The following is a 22,441-nucleotide window of genomic DNA, read 5'->3' as shown; positions in this document are numbered from 1 at the left end:
GCGATGCGAAGACGCGACCTCACCCGGCCTGCCGGCCATCTGTCTCATTCCGTGGCCGGTGCGCCGGAGGCGGAATCGTGGAAAAGGAAGGCGCGCGCCGCCGTGCTGGCGCTGCTCGTTGCCGCCCTGCCGCTCCCGGCCCTCGCCCAGAGCCGGACAGACGTCGAGCGCCAGTTCCAGGCCTGGCTCCAGAAGGACGTCTGGCAGGAGGCCAGGCAGGCCGGCGTGTCGCAGAAGGCGTTCGCGGCGGCGTTCGAGGGCATCAGCCTGAACTGGGACCTGCCCGATCTCGTGCCGCCCGGATCCAAGCCGAAGACGGAACGCAAGCAGAGCCAGGCCGAGTTTTCCTCCCCCGGCGCCTATTTCTCCGAGAAGAGGCTGCAGGGGCTCGCCGCCAGCGGAAGAACGCTGGCCAAGACCCACGCTGCGACCTTGCGCAAGGTGGAGCAGGCCTATGGCGTGCCCGGCGAGATCATCCTCGCCGTGTGGGGACGCGAATCCGGCTTCGGCCGTGCCGACATTCCCCATGCGGCGATCGAGGTGCTGGCGACCAAGGCCTTCATGTCGACCCGCAAGGACATGTTTCGCCGCGAACTGATCGCAGCCCTGCATATCATCGACGGTGGCGACCGCACGCCGGCCCAGCTGAAGGGCTCGTGGGCCGGCGCCATGGGGCAGCCGCAGTTCATGCCGACAAGCTACCTGAAATATGCCGTCGACTTCGACGGCGACGGGGTGCGCGACATCTGGAATTCGGTGCCGGACAGCCTTGCTTCGATCGCCAATTACCTGCGCCAGAAGGGGTGGGAGCAGGGCCGCGGCTGGGGCTACGAGGTGCGCATCCCCGATGGCGTTTCCTGCGCGCAGGAAGGACCGGACCTTGCAAAGCCGATCGGCCACTGGTCGTCCGCCGGCATCGAGCGCGTGTCCGGCAAGCCGTTCGCCCCCAGCGAGGCGCGCGCCTCCGGCATGATGCTGGTCCCGGCCGGCACCCACGGTCCGGAGTTCATCGTCACGCCCAACTTCTACGTCATCAAGGAATACAATAATTCCGACCTCTATGCGCTCTACATCGGCAATCTCGCCGATCGGATCGCTTATGGCAGCGGAGCGTTCACCGGCGCCTGGGGCGATGTCGGCAAGATGCTGCGCTCGGACGTGCTCGCCATGCAGAAGGCGCTGGTCGCCAAGGGCTATGACGTCGGCAAGGTTGACGGGTTGCCCGGCTACAAGACCCGCCGCTCTCTCGGCGACTGGCAGGCAAAGGCCGGCCTCCAGCCGACCTGCTATCCCGATGCGTCCCTGAAGACGAAACTGCGCTGAACCGTTCAGCCGCCAGTTGGTTCTCCGGTCAGTGGTGCATGTCCACGTGCTGCTTGTAGCGCTCGTATTCGTTCGGCAGGATCGTCTGCCGTTCGATCATCCGGTGGACCCGAAGCGGCTCCGCGCCGCGATGCAGCGCGCGAAGAATATCGCCGTTCTCGGCATCGGCCTGCGTGCGCCGCTGGTTGTGGCGGACATATTCGATCCATGTCGGCACATGGTAGGTCTCGGTCCAGACGGTTGGATTTTCAAGGTCGCGCATCAGGGTCCATTGGCCCGCGCCGTCACGGATGCGGATGCGCCGCCGTTCCGTCATCGCCGTCAGGAAGGCCGGGATGTCTTCTTCGGCGATCTCGTAGTCGATCAGGATGACGATGGGTCCGCTGCGGGGCTTCAGGTCGAGCGGCAGATGCGGCTCGCTGAAGCGGTTGAGCGGATCGAGGTTGAGCGATTCGAACTGCGGCAGGCCGTAACGCAGCCCGAGCGCGCCGCCGACGAGCATGGCGGCTGCCGCCCAGAGGAGTGCATTGGCGGCGCCGTGTCCGTCTGCGACGACGCCCCAGAGCCAGCTGCCGCCGGCAATGCCGCCGAAGGTGGTGGTCTGGTAAAGCGACAGCGCCCGGGCAACGACCCAGCGCGGCGTCGACAGCTGCACGGTGGTGTTGAAGAGCGACAGCGCCAGCACCCAGCAAGAGCCTGCGATAAACAGTGCGGGGCCGGTGATGACGGCGTAGCTGCTGGTTGCCGTGATCGTCGCGCTTGCCGCAAAACCGGCGAAGGCAAAGCGCACGATCGCTTCGCTGGTAAAGCGCTCGCGCGCCCAGGCGCTGGTCAGCGCCCCGCCGATCGCGCCGACGCCGAAACAGCCGAGCAGGATACCGTATGTCAGCGGTCCGCCGGCGACCAGATCGCGTGCGACCAGCGGCAGAAGCGCCAGAATGGCGCTGCTCGAAAGACCAAAGGCGAAGCCGCGCAAAAGCACCTTGCCGATATTGGGCGACATGGACACGTAGCGCAGTCCGGCGGAGATTGCCCGCCCGAACGTCTCGCGCGGAAGCGGGTTTTCCGGCACGGCGGGCTTCCAGCGCAGGAGCGCGAAGATGAGGGCGAAATAGCTGCAGGCATTGGCGGCGAAGGCCGCTGCCGCGCCGGCTGCCGCCACGATCGCGCCGCCCACGGCGGGGCCGACGCTTCGGGTAATGTTGAAACCCATCGAATTCAGCGCCACGGCCGCCGGAAGGTCCTCGCGGGGCACCATGTCGCCGACGGAGGCCTGCCATGCCGGGTTGTTGAGGGCGGTCCCGCAGCCGATCAGGAAGGTGAAGAACAACAAAAGCCACGGGGTGATCAGCCCCCACCAGGCAAAGAGCGTCAGCGTCAGCGACACGGCAAGCATGAAGAACTGCGCCGTCAGCATGATGCGGCGGCGGTCGAAACTGTCGGCAAGAGCCCCGGAAATCAGCGAAAACAGCATGATCGGCAGCGAGGTCGAGGCCTGTACCAGCGCCACCATGTTGGCCGAGCTGGAAATCGACGCCATCATCCACGCAGCGCCGACCGACTGCACCAGGCCGCCGAAGTTGGAGACCAGGCTCGCCGCCCAGATGAGCCGGAAGGTTTTGTGCCTGAAGGGCGCAAGCGGGGATTTGCGGTCGGGCACTGCTCAGTCTCACTGTTCTTGTTCGTCGTTGCGCGACAGGATAGCGAGGACAGCGCCTGCGGCAAGATGAACCATAAGTGAACCTGCAATTTTGACAGGTGCAGGGCCTTCCTGCCGCCCGACCTTGCAATCCGGGCCGATCGCGTATATATCAGGCTCAAATTCTTGATCGGTTTGATGAAGAGTGGGCCCGCGAGGACCCGCTCTTTTTTATTGGCCCGGTCAGGCGCACACTGGAAGACGCCCCGTCGTGCCGCCAAGCCTTCGATTGCGGCCGGCGCCATGCCCGGGTGGAGAAAGCGACCATGACGGAAATTCAGAACGAACCGCGGCTGATCGTTGAGACGGGTCTCGACCGGCGCGTTGCCGATATTATCGAGCCGACGCTCGAGCAGTTGGGCTATCGCCTGGTGCGCGTGCGTATGTCGGCGCAGAACGGCCTGACGATGCAGATCATGTGCGAGCGCAACGACGGCACCATGACCGTCGAGGACTGCGAGGCCGTCTCGATGGCCGTCTCGCCGGTCCTCGACGTTGAGGATCCGGTCGACAAGGCGTATCATCTCGAGGTTTCGTCGCCGGGCATCGATCGTCCGATGGTCCGCAAGTCGGATTTTGCGCGCTGGCAGGGTCATCTCGTCAAGTGCGAGACCTCGATCCTCGTCGATGGCCGCAAGCGCTTTCGCGGAAAGATCGTTTCCAGCGATGAGGACGGTTTCACGGTCGAACGCGATCAGCCCGCCTACGGCGAGGAACCGACCGTGGTGATCCCGTTCTCGGCGCTGGCCGAGGCGAAGCTGATCCTGACCGACGATCTGATCCGTGACGCGCTGCGCGCCGACAAGGCCGCAAAGGCGGAAGCGGCGAACCAGAACGGCGAAGACGAAGAGTGAATATTGAGTGCAGCGTGACCGCAGGGCAGGGCCTGGGCGGTTGCGGTGTAGAGGATGGAACCGGAGCGGTGCGCCGCTCCCCATGGCCGGCGGAAGCGTCCGGCGTGACAACGGAGACTTGAGACAATGGCAGTCAGTGCTAACCGGCTCGAACTTCTGCAGATCGCGGATGCCGTGGCCCGCGAAAAGGTCATCGATCGCGAAATCGTTCTGGCTGCGATGGCCGATGCCATCCAGAAGGCCGCCCGTTCGCGGTATGGCTCGGAATCGAACATCCGCGCCGACATCAACTCCAAGACCGGCGAGATCCGCCTGCAGCGCCTGCTGGAGGTCGTCGAGCACGCCGATGACTACTCGACCCAGATTCCGCTGGAACTGGCGCGCGACCGCAACCCGGACGCCAAGCTCGGCGACTTCATCGCCGACCCGCTGCCGCCGATGGATTTCGGCCGTATCGCCGCCCAGTCCGCCAAGCAGGTGATCGTGCAGAAGGTGCGCGAGGCCGAGCGTGACCGCCAGTTCGACGAATACAAGGATCGTGTCGGCGAGATCGTCAACGGCACGGTCAAGCGCGTCGAATATGGCAACGTCATCGTCGATCTCGGCCGTGGCGAAGGCATCATCCGCCGCGACGAGATGATCCCGCGCGAGAACATGCGCTACGGCGATCGCGTCCGAGCCTTCGTCTACGACGTCCGCCGCGAGCAGCGCGGCCCGCAGATTTTCCTGTCGCGCACCCATCCGCAGTTCATGGTGAAGCTGTTCACCATGGAAGTTCCGGAAATCTACGACGGCATCATCCAGATCAAGTCGGTTGCGCGTGACCCGGGTTCGCGCGCCAAGATCGCCGTCATCTCCAACGACAGCTCGATCGATCCGGTCGGCGCCTGCGTCGGTATGCGCGGATCGCGCGTCCAGGCCGTCGTCGGCGAGCTGCAGGGCGAGAAGATCGACATCATTCCGTGGTCGCAGGACCCCGCTTCCTTCATCGTCAACGCCCTTCAGCCGGCGGAAGTCGCCAAGGTCGTTCTCGACGAGGATGCCGAGCGCATCGAAGTGGTCGTTCCGGACGAGCAGCTGTCGCTTGCGATCGGCCGCCGCGGCCAGAACGTGCGTCTCGCCTCGCAGCTGACCGGCTGGGACATCGACATTCTCACCGAGCAGGAAGAGAGCGAGCGTCGCCAGAAGGAATTCAACGAGCGCACCAACCTCTTCATGGATGCCCTCGATGTCGACGAAATGGTCGGCCAGGTGCTCGCCTCCGAAGGCTTCGCCGCCGTCGAGGAACTCGCCTATGTGGATCTCGACGAGATCGCTTCGATCGACGGCTTCGACGAGGACACGGCGACCGAGATCCAGACCCGCGCCCGCGAATATCTCGACCGCCTCGAGGCGGAACTGGATGCCAAGCGCAAGGAACTCGGCGTTGCCGACGAACTGCGCCAGATCGACGGCCTGACCTCGCAGATGCTGGTTGCGCTCGGCGAGGACGGGATCAAGACGGTCGAGGACTTCGCCGGCTGCGCCGCGGACGATCTGGTCGGCTGGTCGGAGCGCAAGGACGGCGAGACGAAGAAGTTCGAGGGGCTGTTCTCGAAGTTTGACGTTTCGCGCACCGAAGCCGAGGCCATGATCGTCCAGGCGCGTCTGGCAGCAGGCTGGATCACCGAGGCCGATCTCGCCACCGAGGACGCCCCGGTCGAAGTTGTCGAGGGCGCGGAGCAGGACGCCTGAGCGGGATCCTTCTCAAGAGCGGTTCCGGGAGCGGCGCTTAACCGCCGTTCCGGAATTGCAAGGTGACGAAAACGATTGAGCATTTCCGCAGCTCTGCGAGAGGCGGAAATGCGACTGAAACGCAGCAGCCGGAGAAGCCGTTGCCCGAGAGCAGAAAGAACGACGACGGCGAGAACGGCCGCATGTGCATCGTGACCCGCGAGAGCGGCGATCCCGATGCACTTATCCGGTTCGTCGCCGGGCCTGACGGCAGTGTCGTCGCCGATCTGAAGCGGCAGTTGCCGGGACGCGGATGCTGGGTCAAGGCCGAGCGTGCGCTGATCGAGAAGGCGGTGGCGAAGAAGCTGTTCGCACGCGCGCTGAAGGCCGAGGTGAAGGCTTCGCCGGACCTCGGCGCCGAGGTCGACCGGCTTTTGATGGGGCAGCTTGCGGGGATGATGAACCTTGCCCGCAAGGCCGGCCAGTTCGTCACCGGCGGCGCCAATGTCGACAAGGCTGTGCGCAGCGGTGCGGCGCTGGCGGTGTTCCATGCCACTGATGCCGCGGCCGACGGTGTCAGGAAGATAGATCAGGCGCGGCGGGCCTATATGTTTGCTGCGGACGAAGAAAGCGAAATTGCTTCCTACCGCCTGCTTTCGCAGGCCGAAATGGAGGGGCTTTTGGGCCAGAATGCTTTTATCCATGCTTGCGCGCTTGCAGGGCAGGCGGGTGAGGGTGTAGTGAAGCGCGCAATCATGCTCGAAATGTACCGTGGCGATGGCTCGGGTCGGGCGCAGGGCGACGCTCGCCAGCCACAGCGATGACGCGGGTGACCGGCCGAAACCGGCATCAAGCGCGTCGGGCGACAGGAATTGAACGACAGGGTCTGGTGTTGCGCATCCGGCTCTGATCCAACGGAACGGATACGGAATGACCGACAACAAAGACGACAAGACGATCAGCGTAGCGGGCAAGAAGACGCTGACCCTGAAACCCTCGGGGGTTCAGCAGGGTACGGTGCGTCAGGACATGGGCCGTGGCCGCACGAAGGCGGTCGTGGTCGAGACCCGCAAGCGCCGTCCGTCGCGCCCGGAGGACGAACGTCCGCCGATCCAACCGGTGACGCCTGCGCCTCGCGTAGCCGAGCAGGCACCCGTGCGCCAGCAGCCGGTTTCACCGCCCCCGCCGCGCCAGGAGCCGCAGCGGCCACGTGTCGGCGTCGTGCTGAACCAGCTTTCTCCGGATGAGATCGAGGCTCGCCGCAGGGCGCTCGCCGATGCGCAGGTGCGCGAGGCCGAGGACGCCCGTCGCCGCGCCGAGGAAGAAGCGCGCCGCAAGGTCGAGGAAGAAGCCCGCCGCAAGGCCGAGGAAGAAGCCCGCATTCAGCGCGAGAAGGAAGAAGCCGAGCGCAAGGCCGAGGCCGAAGCACGCGGCGAAACCGAGGCCGAGCCTGTGGCTGCTGCGGTCGCACCGCAGGAAGCAGCGCCCGCTGCAGCACCCCGTCCGGCCGTTGCCCGGCCCGCCGCACCGTCGGCTCCCGCACCGGCAGGGGCAGTCCGCGGACGCCGCGAGACGGAGCAGGATGACAGTCGCGGCCCCCGCGGTGCCGGCGCGCCGGTGCGCGGCAAGGTCACGCGTCCCGAACCGGCAAAGGTTCCGGCTCGTCCGAAGGGCGACGAAGGCCGCCGCCAGGGCAAGCTGACGCTGACGACTGCTTCGTCCGACGAAGACGGCTCAACGCGCGGTCGCTCGATGGCTGCGATCCGCCGCCGTCAGGAAAAGTTCAAGCGCTCCATGATGCAGGAAACGCGCGAGAAGATTTCGCGCGAAGTCGTGCTGCCCGAGACCATCACCATTCAGGAACTGTCGCAGCGCATGTCCGAACGCGCCGTGGACGTCATAAAATTCCTGATGAAGGAAGGCCAGATGATGAAGCCGGGCGATCTGATCGACGCCGATCTGGCTGAACTCATCGCCGGCGAATTCGGCCACACCGTCAAGCGCGTGTCGGAATCCGACGTCGAGGAAGGCATCTTCAACGTTGCCGACGATGAGGCCGAACTGCAGTCGCGTCCGCCGATCGTCACGATCATGGGCCACGTCGACCACGGCAAGACCTCGCTGCTCGACGCGATCCGCCATGCTAACGTGGTTGCCGGCGAAGCCGGTGGCATCACCCAGCACATCGGCGCCTACCAGGTCGAACACGACGGCAACAAGATCACCTTCATCGACACGCCCGGTCACGCCGCGTTTACGGCGATGCGTGCCCGCGGCGCGCAGGCGACCGACATCGCGATCCTTGTGGTCGCGGCCGACGACAGCGTGATGCCGCAGACGATCGAGTCCATCAACCATGCCAAGGCGGCAGGTGTTCCGATCATCGTGGCTATCAACAAGATCGACAAGCCGACGGCAGACGCCCAGCGCGTTCGCACGCAGCTCCTCCAGCACGAGGTGTTTGTCGAATCCATGGGTGGTGAAGTGCTCGACGTCGAAGTATCGGCCAAGAACGGCACCAACCTTGACAAACTGCTCGAGGCGATCCTGCTGCAGTCGGAAATCCTTGATCTCAAGGCCAATCCGAACCGCACGGCCGAAGGCGTCGTCGTCGAAGCCGAACTCGACCGCGGTCGCGGTGCGGTTGCGACCGTGCTGGTCCAGAAGGGCACGCTGACGCCCGGCCAGATCATCGTCGCCGGCGACCAGTGGGGCCGCGTGCGCGCGCTCGTCACCGACAAGGGCGAACATGTGAAGGCTGCGGGTCCGTCGCTGCCGGTCGAAGTCCTCGGCCTTTCCGGCACGCCGGCGGCAGGCGACAAGTTCGCCGTTGTCGAGAACGAGAGCCGCGCCCGCGAAATCTCGGAGTACCGCCAGCGTCTCGCCCGCGAGAAGCAGGTTGCCCGCCAGTCCGGCTCGCGCGGCTCGCTCGAGCAGATGATGACCCAGTTGCAGACCTCCGGCATGAAGGAGTTCCCGCTGGTCATCAAGGGCGACGTGCAGGGTTCGATCGAAGCGATCGCCGGTGCGCTCGAGAAGCTCGGAACGGACGAAGTCCGTGCCCGCATCGTCCATTCGGGCGCTGGCGGCATCACCGAGTCCGACATTTCGCTGGCGGAAGCCTCGAATGCGGCGATCATCGGCTTCAATGTTCGCGCCAATTCGCAGGCCCGCAGCCTCGCCGAGCGCCAGGGCATCGAGATTCGCTACTACAACATCATCTACGATCTGGTGGATGACGTGAAGGCGGCGATGTCGGGCCTGCTGTCGCCCGAACGGCGCGAGACCTTCCTCGGCAATGCCGAGATCCTGGAGGTGTTCAACATCACCAAGGTCGGCAAGGTCGCGGGTTGCCGCGTCACGGAAGGCAAGGTCGAGCGTGGATCGGGTGTACGCCTCGTTCGCGACAACGTCGTCATCCACGAAGGCAAGCTCAAGACGCTCAAGCGCTTCAAGGACGAAGTCTCCGAAGTGCAGTCCGGCCAGGAATGCGGCATGGCCTTCGAGAACTACGAGGACATCCGCGCCGGCGACACGATCGAGTGCTTCCGCGTGGAGCACGTTACGCGCACGCTGTAACGGCTCGTTCAGGCAGTTGTCATGCGGGCGCCGGAGGGTTTCGGCGCTCGCATTTTTTTGAAGGTAACGACAATGACCAGAGCAACGTCCTCCGCGCCCTCGCAGCGCATGCTGCGCGTCGGTGAACAGGTTCGCGCCGCGATCACCCAGGTGCTGCAGCGTGGCGAAGTGCGCGATCCGTTGATCGAGAAAACCGTCATTTCCATTTCGGAAGTGCGTATGTCACCCGATCTCAAGCATGCGACGGCCTTTGTGACGCCCCTCGGCGTTCCTGACCACGCAGCCGTCATCGATGCACTCAACCGCAATGCCAAGTACATCCGCGGCCGTCTCGGTCCGCAACTGCGGCAGATGAAGTACATGCCGGACGTGCGCTTCCGCGATGACACGAGCTTCGACAACTACAAGAAGATCGACGAGCTTTTGCGCTCTCCCGAGGTCGCACGCGACCTCGACGAAACCGACGAAGAATAAATAGAAAAATATGTCCAGACCCCGCAAACCGAAGGGCCGCCCGATTTCGGGCTGGCTGATTCTCGACAAGCCGTTCGATTTCGGCTCCACCGAGGCCGTCTCCAAGATCAAGTGGCTGTTCAAGGCGCAGAAGGCCGGACATGCCGGCACGCTCGACCCGCTTGCCTCCGGCATGCTGCCAATCGCGCTTGGCGATGCGACGAAGACCGTCCCCTATGTGATGGATGGGCGCAAGATCTACGAATTCACCGTTACCTGGGGCGAAGAGCGGGCGACCGACGATCTCGAGGGTGATGTGACGCGGTCTTCGGACGGCCGCCCCGCGCCCGAGGCCATCAAGGCGCTGCTGCCGGGCTACACCGGCGTCATCCAGCAGGTGCCGCCGCAATTTTCGGCGATCAAGATTGACGGCGAGCGCGCCTACGACATCGCCCGCGACGGCGAGACGGTCGAAATTCCCTCGCGCGAGGTCGAGATCCATCGCCTGACCCTCTTGGGTTGCCCTGATGCGAATACCGCAAGGTTCGAGGTCGAGTGCGGCAAGGGCACCTATGTCCGGGCGCTCGCCCGTGACTTCGGCCGTGACCTCGGCTGCTTCGGCCACATATCCGAGCTGCGTCGCACCTATGTCGCTCCCTTCGGCGAGGACACGATGGTACCGCTGTCGGCGTTGACCGCGCTGGAAGAGATCGAGGACGAAGCCGAGCGGCTCGCCGCGCTGGACGCGTTCCTGATCGATACCGGCGAGGCGCTTTCCAACCTGCCGCAGATCGTCATCAATGACGATCAGGCGCATCGGCTGCGGATGGGCAACCCCATCATCCTGCGCGGGCGCGATGCGCCGGTTTCCGCCGACGAGGCCTATGCCACGGCGCGCGGCAAGCTGGTGGCGATCGGAGAGATCGCCGGCGGGGAGTTCCGTCCCAAGCGCGTGTTCGCCGGCTAACGAAATCCGGGGTCGCCGGCGGCTTTCGTCGGCAGTCGTTGCCTTGCCGTCGGGCCAAAGCGCCATTGGCGTCTTGATTTCGCGGGCTGTGAAAGGCTCAATAGACGGATGTCGCCGCCAGCTTGGCGGCATCGGCCGTAGCGCAAGGCGGCCGTTCGGCGCTCATGGCAGCAGAGGGGCCATCGGTTGACGATCTCTGACCAGAAGAAGTCGCAGCAATCGTCGGAAAAGAGCGCCTTCCGCTGGCGTAGTCGCTTCCGGCATCCTATCGCCTTCTACCTCGTGTCGCTGATCCTGCTGGCGATCGTCCCACCGTTCATATTCTCCGCCGTGCTTCTCGACCGTGCCAACGAGGCGCAGGAGCGCGTGCAGGAATCGCTGCTGCGAACATCGACAGGCGCCGTGGGGCGCGTCATCGAGCGTGAAATAACGTCGATGCTGTCGACGCTTGCGGTGCTGGCGACGTCCGAGCAGTTGTTGCGCGGCGATTTCCGCGGCCTGCAGGATCAGGCCGAAAAGGCGCTGGCGGGGACCAACGACTACCTGCTTGTGATCGACAGGAATTTCGATCAACGGCTGAATACCCGCGTGCCCTACGGCACGGCCCTCGGTCCGACCTCTGACAGGGAGACGGCACAACGGGCATTCGAAAACGGCAAGCCCACCGTGTCGCGGCTTTTCTACGGGCAGACCGCGAAGAAATGGGTCTTCAACGTGCACATGCCGGTGACGCTGGCATCCGGGGAACAGATCCTTCTGACGCTGACCCAGAACGCGGAGGACTTCCTCGGGACGGTGCATCGCGATATTCTTTCGCCCGGGTGGAACGCCGCAGTTCTCGACGATGCAGGCACCGTCATCGTTTCTACGGATCCGGCGACCACCGTAGGCAAGCCTTTCTTCTTGCAGGTCGTTCCGGCCCTTAGGATCGGCATTGGCGATGCGCGTCATGACGATACGGACTATCAGGTCGTGACCGACTTCTCCGCGCTCACCGGCTGGAAGATCGTCGCCTGGGCGAAGGCCTCCGACGTCCAGGCCCCGGCCAAGGCATCGTTTCTCTGGCTGGTTCTCGGCGGTGCCGCTTTCGCAGGACTGGCCGCTGCCGCTGCGATCCTTATCGCCAGGGCGGTTTCCCGCGACGTCCGGCAGCTGGCGCGCGACGCGACACGACTGGGGCTCGGAAAGGGCGTCCCGCCGCGCCGGCACGTGATCTCCGAGCTCGACACCGTCTCCAAGTCGCTGTCGGAAGCTGCCGACGCCCGGGCGAGAGCGGAAAACGAAATCCGCTTCCTGATGCGGGAGGTTGCGCATCGCTCGAAAAACCAATTGACGGTCATCCAGGCCATGCTGAACCAGTCCGCCAATGCGGCCGATTCCGCGACGGTGTTTGCCGACACCTTCCGCAAGCGCGTGGCGGGTCTGGCGCGTTCGACCGATCTGATGATCGCGCATGCGGCACAGGGGGTGGAACTTGCCGAGCTCGCAAGAAACCAGCTGAAGCCCTTCATCCCGGACAACGGCGCACGGGTGCGGATAGCCGGGCCGTCGGTGCGTATCGACAGCCAGGCCGCCCAGACCCTTGGCATGGCGCTGCACGAGCTGGCCACGAACGCCTCCAAATATGGCGCGCTGGCGAACGAGCGTGGCATCGTTGACTGTTCCTGGACGATCGAGGACGGGCGGCTGGCCCTGGTCTGGCGCGAACGGGGCGCAGATATCGATCGGGAGCAGGTCGCCACGGAGCGAAAGGGCTTCGGCAGCGTCGTTCTGGAGCGGATGCTGGGCATGGCGCTGCAGGCGGAGCTCGAGCGCAACATGAGGCCGGACGGCATAGAATGGCTGGTCTGGATCCCGCTTGCGCAGCTGAAGGGCGAGGGGGATCAGGGGGGCGGCAACGCGAGTTCGGGCGCCTGACCGCCGTTGCCGGCGAGGGTGCCGACACGGTCTTTCGACGGCTCTTCCATTTCTGCATTGAATGGTTTATAGGCAGCGCCAGCATGCGGGACTGTATCCCGCCATGCCTTCATGGCCGTCGCTGGACGACATCCCGGCGACTGGCGTCCCAAGTCCTCCGATTTCAGAAAGGATAATACGATGTCGATCACTGCCGAGCGCAAGGCTGCGCTGATCAAGGAATATGCAACCGTCGAAGGCGACACCGGTTCTCCGGAAGTTCAGGTTGCGATCCTCACCGAGCGCATCAACAACCTGACCGGTCACTTCAAGGACCACAAGAAGGACAACCACTCCCGTCGTGGCCTTCTGACGCTGGTTTCAAGCCGCCGCTCGCTTCTTGACTACCTCAAGAAGAAGGACGAAGCCCGCTACAGCAAGCTGATTGCTGCCCTGGGCATCCGCCGCTAACCAATTCTGGCGGGCGTTCCGTATGGAACGCCCGCCAGCGCTTTTTTGCGGAAGACTTTCCGCGAAACGTTCCGAGACCCGGAACCGAGATATTCCAGCAGGCCGGATGGGCCGGTCCTGCGGAACCAACCGATGACCTGTCATGGGGCAGGATTGCAGGATGCTTCAGGCGCTCGCCTGTCTCCGGTAGCGCGCGAAGCGCCAGAGCGGGGCGGCGTACACGGTGCCAAAGCGAAGCCTCCCGTTGTCTTGCCCATGATGTGTCATGAATGCGGATAGAGCCACCTGCGCCGGCAAGGCGGCGGTGCGTATCTCCGCAACCACGTAAGGACAAGACATGTTCGATACCCATACGGTTGAAATCGAATGGGCGGGCCGTCCGCTCAAGCTTGAAACCGGCAAGATCGCCCGTCAGGCTGACGGCGCCGTTCTGGCCACTTACGGTGAGACCGTCGTTCTCGCCACCGTCGTGTCGGCCAAGGCGCCGAAGCCCGGCCAGGACTTCTTCCCGCTGACCGTCAACTACCAGGAAAAGACCTACGCCGCCGGCAAGATCCCGGGTGGCTACTTCAAGCGCGAGGGTCGTCCGTCGGAAAAGGAAACGCTGGTTTCCCGCCTGATCGACCGTCCGATCCGCCCGCTCTTCCCGGAAGGCTACAAGAACGACACCCAGGTCGTCGTCACCGTCGTCCAGCACGACCTTGAAAACGATCCCGACGTTCTCTCGATGGTCGCAGCCTCCGCCGCCCTGACGCTCTCGGGCGTTCCGTTCATGGGCCCGGTCGGTGGTGCACGCGTCGGCTACATCAATGGCGAATACGTCCTGAATCCGCATCTCGACGAGATGGACGAATCGGTTCTCGACCTCGTCGTCGCCGGCACCCAGGACGCCGTCCTGATGGTGGAATCCGAAGCCAAGGAACTGAACGAAGACGTCATGCTCGGCGCCGTCATGTTCGGCCACAAGGGTTTCCAGCCGGTCATCGACGCGATCATCAAGCTCGCCGAAGTGGCTGCCAAGGAACCGCGCGACTTCACGCCGGAAGATCATTCCGAACTCGAAGCAGAAATGCTCGGCCTTGCCGAGACCGAGCTGCGCGCCGCCTACAAGATCACCCAGAAGGCTGATCGCTACGCTGCCGTCGACGCCGTCAAGGCCAAGGTCAAGGCGCACTTCTTCCCGGAAGGCGTCGAGCCGAAGTACACCGCCGAAGTCATCGGTGCGGTCTTCAAGCACCTGCAGGCGAAGATCGTCCGCTGGAACATCCTCGACACCAAGAGCCGCATCGACGGCCGCGATCTGTCGACCGTTCGTGCGATCGTCTCCGAAGTCGGCATACTGCCGCGTACCCATGGTTCGGCGCTTTTCACCCGCGGGGAGACCCAGGCGATCGTCGTCGCCACGCTCGGCACCGGTGAGGACGAGCAGTACGTCGACAGCCTGACCGGCATGTACAAGGAACGCTTCCTGCTGCACTACAACTTCCCGCCCTACTCGGTCGGTGAAACGGGCCGCATGGGCTCCCCGGGCCGCCGCGAGATCGGCCATGGCAAGCTTGCCTGGCGCGCCATCCGCCCGATGCTGCCGTCGGCGGAGCAGTTCCCCTACACGCTGCGCGTCGTCTCCGAGATCACCGAATCCAACGGTTCGTCCTCGATGGCAACCGTCTGCGGCACCTCGCTCGCCCTGATGGACGCCGGCGTTCCGCTGGCCAAGCCGGTCGCAGGTATCGCCATGGGCCTGATCCTCGAAGGTGACCGCTATGCGGTTCTCTCCGACATCCTCGGCGACGAGGATCACCTCGGCGACATGGACTTCAAGGTCGCCGGCACGGCCGACGGCATCACCTCGCTGCAGATGGACATCAAGATCGCCGGCATCACCGAGGAGATCATGAAGGTCGCGCTTGAGCAGGCGCAGGGTGGCCGCAAGCACATCCTCGGCGAGATGGCCAACGCCATCACCGAGGGCCGCTCCGAACTCGGCGAGTTTGCGCCGCGCATCGAAGTGATGAACATCCCGGTCGACAAGATCCGCGAAGTCATCGGCTCGGGCGGCAAGGTCATCCGCGAGATCGTCGAGAAGACCGGCGCCAAGGTCAACATCGAAGACGACGGCACCATCAAGATCGCGTCCTCGTCGGCCAAGGAGATCGAGGCGGCCCGCAAGTGGATCCACTCGATCGTCGCCGAGCCGGAAGTGGGCCAGATCTACGAAGGCACGGTCGTCAAGACCGCCGACTTCGGCGCCTTCGTCAACTTCTTCGGCCCGCGCGACGGCCTCGTCCACATCTCGCAGCTCGCGTCCGAGCGCGTTGCGAAGACCTCGGATGTCGTCAAGGAAGGCGACAAGGTCTGGGTCAAGCTGATGGGCTTCGACGAGCGCGGCAAGGTTCGCCTGTCCATGAAGGTCGTCGACCAGTCGACCGGCAAGGAAGTCGCCGCCGAGAAGAAGAGCGACGGCGGCGAAGCTGCCGAGTAAGATCTTTTCGATCGATTTCGGGGGCGCGGAGCGGAATGTTCCGCGCCCCCTTTCTATGATAGCGCACAGGCTGTGCACACTCCGAAAGCCCTTCTGATGAGCCGCGACGCCCTCAAGACCCTATTCCATCCCTTTTCCGCCGGGATTCTCGATCTGCCTGCCGAAGGCCAGCGGTATCTGTTTCTCGGCGCCGAGGCCGGCCAGCGGCTGCCGGAGGGCTTCGCAGCCGGGATCGACGCGGTGCAGCCGCTGCGACCGCTTTACCGCGCGCTCGAAGGCCAGCGCGCAAAAGTGACGCCGACGATAGAAGGCGAGGGGTATGACGGTGCTTTGATCCTTTGCGGCAAGCACAAGGGCGAAAACGAAAACCGCATCGCCGAAGCGTTGCGGCGGGTGAATGAGGGTGGCTTGATCGTCATTGCCGGCGGCAAGGAAGACGGCATCCAGTCGCTGCGCAAGCGGATCGACCGATTCGGCTTTGGCGGCGATCATGCGCCGAAATACCATGGTGTCGCTTTCTGGTTCCGCCGTCCGGCGGATGTTTCCGAACCGGCCGGCGCGTTGGCCACCCGCCCTGTCCGCGTCGAGGGCCGCTTCACCGCTGCGCCCGGCATGTTCTCGCACGACAGGATCGACGAGGGCTCCGAGCTCCTCGCCACGCGCATCCCCGAGGATTTTCGCGGCCACGCGGCCGATTTCGGCGCTGGCTGGGGCTATCTCTCGGTGCTGCTCGCAGAGCGCGCACCCGGCCTGAAGGGCGTGGACCTGTTCGAGGCGGACTATAACGCGCTGGAGGCGGCGAAGGAGAACCTGGCGGAAAACTGCCCGGATGTCCCCACCCGGTTCTACTGGCAGGACCTGACCGCCGAGCCGCCGCGCGACCATTACGACCTGATCGTGATGAACCCGCCCTTCCACGAGGGGCATGCTGCCGATCACGGTCTGGGCGCATCCATGATCCGCATGGCGGCAAAATCGCTGAAGGCCGGCGGCCGTCTCATGCTCGTGGCCAACCGCGGTCTTCCCTACGAGCCGGTGCTGAAGGAAGCGTTCAAGGACAGCGGCGAGGTGTGCCGCAATGCCCGCTTCAAGGTGCTGTGGGGCCGGAAGTAGGCGTTTTCCGGTTCCGGTTGGCTGTAGACTGTCACATCGTCGTGTCCGGCGGCAACGTCATCAACAGGCCGTGAGATCACGCCGCCGGAACGGTTGGAGCCGCCGAAGACCTTTCCCTTCGCTGTGCGACGTGATTCCGTCTGCCTCGTGATTCGCAAACCCGCGCATCGAGGGAGATGGTTTGAGCTATTTCGCATCCAAGGTCTTCTGGCTCGCGGCGCAGCCGCTTTCGCTGGCCTTTCTCGCCGTCGTCGCCGCCCTGCTGCTCGGCTGGTTCGGACGCAGCCGCCTGCAGGCCGCCTTCCTGCTTCTCTGTGCATGCATCCTCTTCGTCACCCTCTATACCAGCACCGGCACGGTCCTGCTGCAACAACTGGAAAACCGGTTCGCGCGCGCCAGCCTTCCTGAGGAGGGGCCGCGCTGCCTCATCGTGCTCGGCGGCAGCTTCGAGGCGGAGGTCATCGCCGCTCGCGGCGGCTTCGAGATGAACCAGGCGGGAGATCGCTTTGTCGAGGCGGCCAAGCTGCTGCGGACATATCCGCAGGCACGCGTCCTCGTTTCGGGTGGCGACGGTTCCTTCAGCGGGCGCTACGCGGGCGACGCGGCCATATCGGCAGCGTATTTCTCGGCCTTCGGAATAGGGCCGGAGCGGCTGGTTCAGGAGAGAACGTCGCGCACCACCTTCGAAAATGTCGAGAACACCAAGGGGCTGCTCGCCGAGAACGGCCTGGAAAACTGCCTTCTCCTGACCTCGGCCTTCCATATGCCGCGCGCGATCGGCCTGTTCCGCAAATCGGGGCTGGACGTTTTGCCCTGGCCGACCGACTTTCGCACGAGCGGCATCGCCAGCCTGCGTCTCGATTTCACCCAGCCGTCGTCCAACGCGCAGTTGACGACGACGGCGCTGCGTGAATGGATCGGGCTTTTGGCCTATTACGTAGCCGGACGTACCGAGACGCTGCTACCGCAATAGCGCCTCAGCGCTTGGAGATGGTGTCGAAACGCAGTCCGCGCACGCGGCTGGTAATGATGCAGTATTCGTCGTCATCGCGGCCGCAGGAGGCGGCGTTCGCCTTCATTTCGAACGTCAGGTTGCCGTAGCGCTTCTTCAGTTCGTAGCCGTAGAGATCGGCGTTGGCGACGAAGACATATCCGCCCTCGGCGACGCCGACATAGAAATTGTGCGGGCAACCGACATCGCCACAGAGCTTGCCGTCGACGCCGTCGCAATTCACCGCGCCGAGGTTGACGATGACGTCGTCCAGCCCGTCATTGTTGAAGTCGACGATATCGGAGAAATGCTCACCATAGGTGGCGACCTTACAGGTCTGCGCCACTTCGGCCTTCTCCTGTGCGATCGCGTCATCCACGATTTCGGCGGCCTTCAGCGGCGCGGGGGAGAGCAGGGCGAACGAAAGGACGAGGCTGGAGAGCACTGCGCGGGAAAACATCGTTCAGGGCCTTTCCTTGATGTGGGGATCGGTCAAGATAGGTAAGGAAGCGCCCGTATGGGCGTTTTGAGGGGATCATTGCCCGATCAAGCTTTTGCGAGGCTTGGCTGCGGCTTCTCGGAGGATGGCGTGACCGTTCTGGAACTGCTCGACTATGCCGGCGTTGCTGTGTTCGCCGCAACCGGTGCCCTTGCGGCCTCGCGCAAGCAACTGGACGTCATCGGCTTCCTGTTCCTGGCTGCTGCGACCGGCGTCGGCGGTGGAACCTTCCGCGATGTCGTCCTCGGCGCTGTGCCGGTTTTCTGGGTGCTCAAGCCGGCCTATCTGCTCGTCTGCATCGGCGTCGGCCTGGTGCTCTATTTCACCGCTCACCTCTTCGAGTCCCGATACCGCATGCTGCTCTGGCTCGATGCGGTCGGCATGTCCGCCTATAGCGTGATGGGAGCGGCAAAGGGGTTTGCTGCCACGGGGTCGCCGACCGTTGCCGTCACCACCGGCGTTATGACGGCGAGCGTCGGCGGCATCCTGCGCGATCTTCTGGCGGGGGAACCCTCGGTGCTACTGCGGCCGGAAATCTATGTCACCGCGGCGCTCAGCGGCGCTTCGGTGTTCACCGCTGCATCGGTAGCGGGTGCTCCGCTGGTCGTTGCGTCGGCTGCCGGCGTGCTCGCTGCGTTCGCGGTGCGCGGCGGCGCGTTGCGTTTCGGATGGCGGATTCCGGTCTACAAGCCACGGCCCGGCAGACATCCCGATGACGTCATGTAGCCGTCGCGGCCGCTATCAATCTGGAGAAGGGAAGCGGGAAGTCTCGGTCCGTCAGCGGCTTTTCTTGTGTCGCAGACGGATGATCACGTCGACATGAGCGATTTCCATGCCTTCGGGCGGCTGTGGCAGGTTGCCGATCTGGATGCTGCTGACAGGAATATCCAGCACCTCGTTCTCGCCCTCCACGAAAAAGTGATGGTGGTCGGAAATGTTGGTGTCAAAGTAGGTGCGCGACCCCTCAACCGCCAGGACGCGGACGAGACCGGCCTCGGTGAACTGGTGCAGGGTGTTGTAGACGGTCGCGAGCGAGACCGGCACGCCAGCCTCGACCGCCTCCTCGTGCAATTCCTCGACCGTCAGGTGTCGGTCGCCCTTGGCGAAGAGCAGATCTGCGAGCGCGATGCGCTGGCGGGTCGGCCGCAGGCCACAGTCGCGCAACCGCGTTTCGATGCTGACTTCTCTCACATGCGCCATGGTCGACGAATCCGTTCGTCCGCTCTTGCAGAACAATCTTGACGTTCCGATATAACTTTTGCGAGCGCCGGATTCAATAGTTTTGAACGGGGGAGAAAGACTGCTGCATGCCGAAAACCAATGCTTTGGCGTCGCAGTCGGCACTTAGGACTAGCTGTTGCTCCGGTCATCATGTATGCGGAACGCAAAATTCGAACTGGCGCGCCCTCCCTTGGCGGGCCAGCCGCAGACGGCGTAGGACCGGGCCATCGCTTCATTTTGGCCCCATACTGCTCTAAAGCTAGACGACAAGAACTCTAAGGACCGGGAAGAAACAGTCCATGACGACCAGGCAATCCAGCTATAATTACGAGGAAATCCTGTCCTGCGGACGCGGCGAGCTTTTCGGCCAGGGCAACGCCCAGCTGCCGCTTCCGCCGATGCTGATGGTGCATCGCATCACCGACATTTCCGAAACCGGCGGCGATTTCGACAAGGGCTACATCCGCGCGGAATACGACGTCCGCCCGGACGACTGGTACTTTCCCTGCCACTTCCAGGGCAATCCGATCATGCCCGGCTGCCTCGGCCTCGACGGCATGTGGCAATTGACCGGCTTCTTCCTCGGCTGGCTCGGCGAGCCGGGCCGCGGCATGGCGCTGTCGACCGGCGAGGTGAAGTTCAAGGGCATGGTCCGCCCGCATACGAAGCTGCTGGAATATGGTATTGATTTCAAGCGCGTCATGCGCGGACGGCTCGTTCTGGGCACCGCCGACGGCTGGCTCAAGGCCGATGGCGAATTGATCTATCAGGCCACCGACCTGCGCGTCGGCCTGTCGAAGGACAAGGCCGAGTAGGGTCGAAGCGCACATCGAGCGACAAAGCAAGAAAAGGTCAGAATCTATGAGACGGGTTGTTGTCACGGGTCTTGGGATCGTGTCTTCCATTGGGAACAATGCCGACGAGGTCACGGCGTCGCTTCGCGAAGCCAGATCCGGCATCAGCTTCTCCAATGATTTTGCCGAGCATGGCTTCAGGTGCCAGGTCTGGGGTGCACCGAACATCGATACGTCCGATATGGTCGATCGCCGTGCCATGCGCTTCCTGTCGCAGGGCGGCGCCTGGAACCATGTCGCCATGAAGCAGGCGATCGCCGATTCCGGCCTTGCCGAAAAAGACTATTCCGAAAACGATCGCGCCGGCATCATAATGGGCTCCGGCGGCCCGTCGACGCGCACCATCGTCGAGGCCTCCGACATCACGCTGAAGAACGGCAGCCCGAAGCGCATCGGTCCCTTTGCCGTTCCGAAGGCCATGTCGTCCACCGCCTCTGCGACGCTTGCGACCTGGTTCAAGATCCATGGCGTGAACTATTCGATTTCATCGGCTTGCTCGACGTCGGCGCACTGCATCGGCAATGCGGCCGAAATGATCCAGTGGGGCAAGCAGGACGTCATGTTCGCCGGCGGCCACGAGGATCTCGACTGGTCGATGTCGAACCTGTTCGACGCCATGGGGGCGATGTCCTCGAAGTACAACGAGACCCCGGCAACCGCCTCGCGCGCCTATGACGTCAACCGTGACGGTTTCGTGATCGCCGGCGGTGCAGGCGTACTCGTCCTTGAAGAGCTGGAACACGCCAAGGCGCGTGGCGCCAAGATCTACGCCGAAATCGTCGGCTACGGCGCCACCTCGGACGGCTACGACATGGTCGCCCCTTCCGGCGAAGGCGCGGTCCGCTGCATGCGCCAGGCGCTCGCCACGGTGAAGGGCGACGTCGACTACATCAATACCCACGGCACCTCGACGCCGGTCGGCGACAGCAAGGAGATCGGCGCTATCCGCGAGGTCTTCGGCGACAAGATCCCGCACATCCAGTCGACCAAGTCGCTGACGGGCCATTCGCTCGGCGCGGCTGGCGTACAGGAATCGATCTACAGCCTTCTCATGATGCAGGCCGGCTTCATCGGCGAAAGCGCGCATATCGCCGAGCTGGATCCCGAATTCGACGGCGTGCCGATCGTTCGCAAGCGCATCGACGATGCGAAGATCGATATCGCGCTTTCCAACTCGTTCGGCTTCGGCGGCACCAACGCAACGCTCGTGTTCCAGCGCTACAACGGATAAGAGATCGATGACGGGGATCATGAAGGGCAAACGCGGCTTGATCATGGGGGTCGCGAACAATCACTCCATCGCCTGGGGGATTTCGAAGGCGCTGGCCGGGCAGGGGGCGGAACTCTGCTTCACCTATCAGGGCGAAGCGCTGGGCAAGCGGGTGAAGCCGCTGGCCGGCGAGCTTGGCTCGGATTTCCTGCTGCCCTGCGACGTCGAGGACATCGCCTCGGTCGATGCCGTCATCGGCGCCATCAAGGAGCGCTGGGGCAAGCTCGACTTCATCGTTCACGCGATCGGCTTCTCCGACAAGAACGAACTGAAGGGCCTCTACGCCGACACTTCGCGCGACAACTTTACCCGCACGATGGTCATCTCCTGCTTCTCCTTCACCGAGATCGCCCGCCGTGCGGCCGATCTGATGAACGAAGGCGGCACGATGCTGACGCTGACCTATGGCGGCTCGGTTCGCGTGATGCCGAACTACAATGTCATGGGTGTTGCCAAGGCGGCGCTGGAAGCCTCCGTCCGCTACCTGGCGTCCGATTACGGCCCGCGCGGCATACGCGTCAACGCGATCTCCGCCGGCCCGATCCGCACGCTCGCAGGCGCCGGCATTTCGGATGCTCGCGCCATGCTGTCCTGGCAGCAGAAGAATTCGCCGCTGCGCCGCACCGTCACGATCGACGACGTCGGCAATTCGGCGCTTTACCTGCTGTCCGACCTCTCCAGCGGTGTGACCGGCGAAATCCACTATGTCGACGCGGGCTATAACATCACGTCGATGCCGGCGCTCGAGACCCTGTCCAAGGCGGACAGCGAGTAGGGTTTCGGCGCGAGCCGAAGGGGATTGCCGGCCTGCTGCGGCCTTCTCATCTCAGCACGAGTATCGCCAGCAGAACCGCAATCGCGATCACTGTTCCCAGGAACAGCCAGCGCACGCGACCGTTCATCTGCACCGGAGTTCCCGGGTGATGAACGAAGGCGATCGGGCTCTCCGACGTTTCGGAGTGGCCTTCGCCCTGCTTGACGTCCTTTGCAATCACCTCCGCCACGTCTTCTGTGATTGGCGGTCTTGAAGGCCCGAACACCATCGCGCGCTCTCCT

General features: G+C 64.0%; 20 protein-coding genes. 16 read left to right on the top strand and 4 right to left on the bottom strand.

The window, feature by feature from the left end:
- Positions 1-3 precede the first annotated feature (3 nt).
- Positions 4-1,323: a lytic murein transglycosylase gene (locus HV823_RS15610; protein WP_176950659.1), complete on the top strand. Its 1,320-nt coding sequence runs from the start codon at positions 4-6 to the stop codon at positions 1,321-1,323.
- Positions 1,324-1,351: 28 nt separating this feature from the next.
- Here the strand turns inward: HV823_RS15610 and HV823_RS15605 are convergent, their stop codons facing one another.
- On the bottom strand, positions 1,352-2,983 hold the full coding sequence (locus HV823_RS15605) for an MFS transporter (RefSeq protein WP_176950658.1): 1,632 nt from the start codon (positions 2,981-2,983) through the stop codon (positions 1,352-1,354).
- A 305-nt stretch (positions 2,984-3,288) separates the two neighbouring features.
- Here HV823_RS15605 and rimP point away from each other — a divergent pair, with 305 nt between their 5' ends.
- The 11 genes from rimP (at position 3,289) to HV823_RS15550 (ending at position 17,523) form a co-directional block, all read left to right on the top strand.
- Positions 3,289-3,876, top strand: a complete 588-nt coding sequence (gene rimP, locus HV823_RS15600; RefSeq protein ID WP_176950657.1) for a ribosome maturation factor RimP — start codon at positions 3,289-3,291, stop codon at positions 3,874-3,876.
- A 126-nt stretch (positions 3,877-4,002) separates the two neighbouring features.
- Entirely contained in the window at positions 4,003-5,610 is a 1,608-nt protein-coding gene (gene nusA / locus HV823_RS15595) for a transcription termination factor NusA (RefSeq protein WP_176950656.1), read from the top strand.
- Positions 5,611-5,750: 140 nt separating this feature from the next.
- Positions 5,751-6,413, top strand: a complete 663-nt coding sequence (locus HV823_RS15590) for an RNA-binding protein (RefSeq protein WP_246301491.1) — start codon at positions 5,751-5,753, stop codon at positions 6,411-6,413.
- A 106-nt stretch (positions 6,414-6,519) separates the two neighbouring features.
- On the top strand, positions 6,520-9,168 hold the full coding sequence (gene infB / locus HV823_RS15585) for a translation initiation factor IF-2 (RefSeq protein WP_176950655.1): 2,649 nt from the start codon (positions 6,520-6,522) through the stop codon (positions 9,166-9,168).
- A 72-nt stretch (positions 9,169-9,240) separates the two neighbouring features.
- Positions 9,241-9,642, top strand: a complete 402-nt coding sequence (gene rbfA, locus HV823_RS15580) for a 30S ribosome-binding factor RbfA (RefSeq protein ID WP_176950654.1) — start codon at positions 9,241-9,243, stop codon at positions 9,640-9,642.
- 10 nt (positions 9,643-9,652) lie between these two features.
- Positions 9,653-10,588: a tRNA pseudouridine(55) synthase TruB gene (gene truB, locus HV823_RS15575; RefSeq protein ID WP_176950653.1), complete on the top strand. Its 936-nt coding sequence runs from the start codon at positions 9,653-9,655 to the stop codon at positions 10,586-10,588.
- A gap of 186 nt (positions 10,589-10,774) precedes the next feature.
- Positions 10,775-12,505: a sensor histidine kinase gene (locus HV823_RS15570; RefSeq protein ID WP_176950652.1), complete on the top strand. Its 1,731-nt coding sequence runs from the start codon at positions 10,775-10,777 to the stop codon at positions 12,503-12,505.
- Positions 12,506-12,685: 180 nt separating this feature from the next.
- Entirely contained in the window at positions 12,686-12,955 is a 270-nt protein-coding gene (gene rpsO, locus HV823_RS15565) for a 30S ribosomal protein S15 (RefSeq protein WP_176950651.1), read from the top strand.
- A 337-nt stretch (positions 12,956-13,292) separates the two neighbouring features.
- The gene (gene pnp, locus HV823_RS15560) at positions 13,293-15,437 is read left to right on the top strand and encodes a polyribonucleotide nucleotidyltransferase (protein ID WP_176950650.1); all 2,145 of its coding nucleotides are present in this window, start codon (positions 13,293-13,295) and stop codon (positions 15,435-15,437) included.
- A gap of 96 nt (positions 15,438-15,533) precedes the next feature.
- Entirely contained in the window at positions 15,534-16,550 is a 1,017-nt protein-coding gene (locus tag HV823_RS15555; RefSeq protein ID WP_176950649.1) for a class I SAM-dependent methyltransferase, read from the top strand.
- A gap of 181 nt (positions 16,551-16,731) precedes the next feature.
- A complete protein-coding gene (locus HV823_RS15550) occupies positions 16,732-17,523 on the top strand; it encodes a YdcF family protein (protein WP_176950648.1) in 792 nt (263 codons plus the stop codon).
- 4 nt (positions 17,524-17,527) lie between these two features.
- Here HV823_RS15550 and HV823_RS15545 read toward each other — a convergent pair whose 3' ends face one another.
- The gene (locus HV823_RS15545; RefSeq protein WP_176950647.1) at positions 17,528-18,001 is read right to left on the bottom strand and encodes a hypothetical protein; all 474 of its coding nucleotides are present in this window, start codon (positions 17,999-18,001) and stop codon (positions 17,528-17,530) included.
- Between the two features lie 129 nt (positions 18,002-18,130).
- On the opposite strand from HV823_RS15545, the gene HV823_RS15540 reads away from it, so the two are divergent.
- Complete coding sequence (locus tag HV823_RS15540) at positions 18,131-18,766, top strand: TRIC cation channel family protein (protein WP_176950646.1); 636 nt, start codon at positions 18,131-18,133, stop codon at positions 18,764-18,766.
- 51 nt (positions 18,767-18,817) lie between these two features.
- On the opposite strand, the gene irrA is transcribed toward HV823_RS15540, so the two are convergent.
- Complete coding sequence (irrA, locus tag HV823_RS15535) at positions 18,818-19,240, bottom strand: iron response transcriptional regulator IrrA (RefSeq protein ID WP_176950645.1); 423 nt, start codon at positions 19,238-19,240, stop codon at positions 18,818-18,820.
- A 320-nt stretch (positions 19,241-19,560) separates the two neighbouring features.
- On the opposite strand from irrA, the gene fabA reads away from it, so the two are divergent.
- From fabA to fabI, 3 genes are read left to right on the top strand one after another with little or no spacing between them, the layout of a single operon-like run.
- On the top strand, positions 19,561-20,076 hold the full coding sequence (gene fabA, locus HV823_RS15530; RefSeq protein WP_176950644.1) for a 3-hydroxyacyl-[acyl-carrier-protein] dehydratase FabA: 516 nt from the start codon (positions 19,561-19,563) through the stop codon (positions 20,074-20,076).
- A 46-nt stretch (positions 20,077-20,122) separates the two neighbouring features.
- Positions 20,123-21,346 carry a beta-ketoacyl-ACP synthase I gene (fabB, locus tag HV823_RS15525; protein WP_176950643.1) on the top strand — a complete coding sequence of 408 codons (1,224 nt, stop codon included), beginning with the start codon at positions 20,123-20,125 and terminating at the stop codon, positions 21,344-21,346.
- Positions 21,347-21,353: 7 nt separating this feature from the next.
- Positions 21,354-22,160, top strand: a complete 807-nt coding sequence (fabI, locus tag HV823_RS15520; protein ID WP_176950642.1) for an enoyl-ACP reductase FabI — start codon at positions 21,354-21,356, stop codon at positions 22,158-22,160.
- A gap of 46 nt (positions 22,161-22,206) precedes the next feature.
- Here the strand turns inward: fabI and HV823_RS15515 are convergent, their stop codons facing one another.
- Complete coding sequence (locus HV823_RS15515) at positions 22,207-22,428, bottom strand: hypothetical protein (protein ID WP_176950641.1); 222 nt, start codon at positions 22,426-22,428, stop codon at positions 22,207-22,209.
- Between the last annotated feature and the right edge of the window lie 13 nt (positions 22,429-22,441).

It is taken from the genome of Mycoplana rhizolycopersici (assembly GCF_013378445.1).
Lineage (GTDB): Bacteria > Pseudomonadota > Alphaproteobacteria > Rhizobiales > Rhizobiaceae > Mycoplana > Mycoplana rhizolycopersici.
The sequence above is the reverse complement of the archived record's forward strand: the minus strand, read 5'-3'. Positions and strand labels throughout refer to the sequence as shown.

Excerpts from the sequence above, each read along its gene's own strand:
- HV823_RS15610 (WP_176950659.1), top strand. The coding sequence starts at position 4 with ATGCGAAGACGCGACCTCACCCGGCCTGCCGGCCATCTGTCTCATTCC.
- rimP (WP_176950657.1), top strand. The coding sequence starts at position 3,289 with ATGACGGAAATTCAGAACGAACCGCGGCTGATCGTTGAGACGGGTCTC.
- nusA (WP_176950656.1), top strand. The coding sequence starts at position 4,003 with ATGGCAGTCAGTGCTAACCGGCTCGAACTTCTGCAGATCGCGGATGCC.
- infB (WP_176950655.1), top strand. The coding sequence starts at position 6,520 with ATGACCGACAACAAAGACGACAAGACGATCAGCGTAGCGGGCAAGAAG.
- rbfA (WP_176950654.1), top strand. The coding sequence starts at position 9,241 with ATGACCAGAGCAACGTCCTCCGCGCCCTCGCAGCGCATGCTGCGCGTC.
- truB (WP_176950653.1), top strand. The coding sequence starts at position 9,653 with ATGTCCAGACCCCGCAAACCGAAGGGCCGCCCGATTTCGGGCTGGCTG.
- rpsO (WP_176950651.1), top strand. The coding sequence starts at position 12,686 with ATGTCGATCACTGCCGAGCGCAAGGCTGCGCTGATCAAGGAATATGCA.
- pnp (WP_176950650.1), top strand. The coding sequence starts at position 13,293 with ATGTTCGATACCCATACGGTTGAAATCGAATGGGCGGGCCGTCCGCTC.
- HV823_RS15555 (WP_176950649.1), top strand. The coding sequence starts at position 15,534 with ATGAGCCGCGACGCCCTCAAGACCCTATTCCATCCCTTTTCCGCCGGG.
- HV823_RS15545 (WP_176950647.1), bottom strand. The coding sequence starts at position 18,001 with ATGTTTTCCCGCGCAGTGCTCTCCAGCCTCGTCCTTTCGTTCGCCCTG.
- irrA (WP_176950645.1), bottom strand. The coding sequence starts at position 19,240 with ATGGCGCATGTGAGAGAAGTCAGCATCGAAACGCGGTTGCGCGACTGT.
- fabA (WP_176950644.1), top strand. The coding sequence starts at position 19,561 with ATGACGACCAGGCAATCCAGCTATAATTACGAGGAAATCCTGTCCTGC.
- fabB (WP_176950643.1), top strand. The coding sequence starts at position 20,123 with ATGAGACGGGTTGTTGTCACGGGTCTTGGGATCGTGTCTTCCATTGGG.
- fabI (WP_176950642.1), top strand. The coding sequence starts at position 21,354 with ATGACGGGGATCATGAAGGGCAAACGCGGCTTGATCATGGGGGTCGCG.
- HV823_RS15515 (WP_176950641.1), bottom strand. The coding sequence starts at position 22,428 with ATGGTGTTCGGGCCTTCAAGACCGCCAATCACAGAAGACGTGGCGGAG.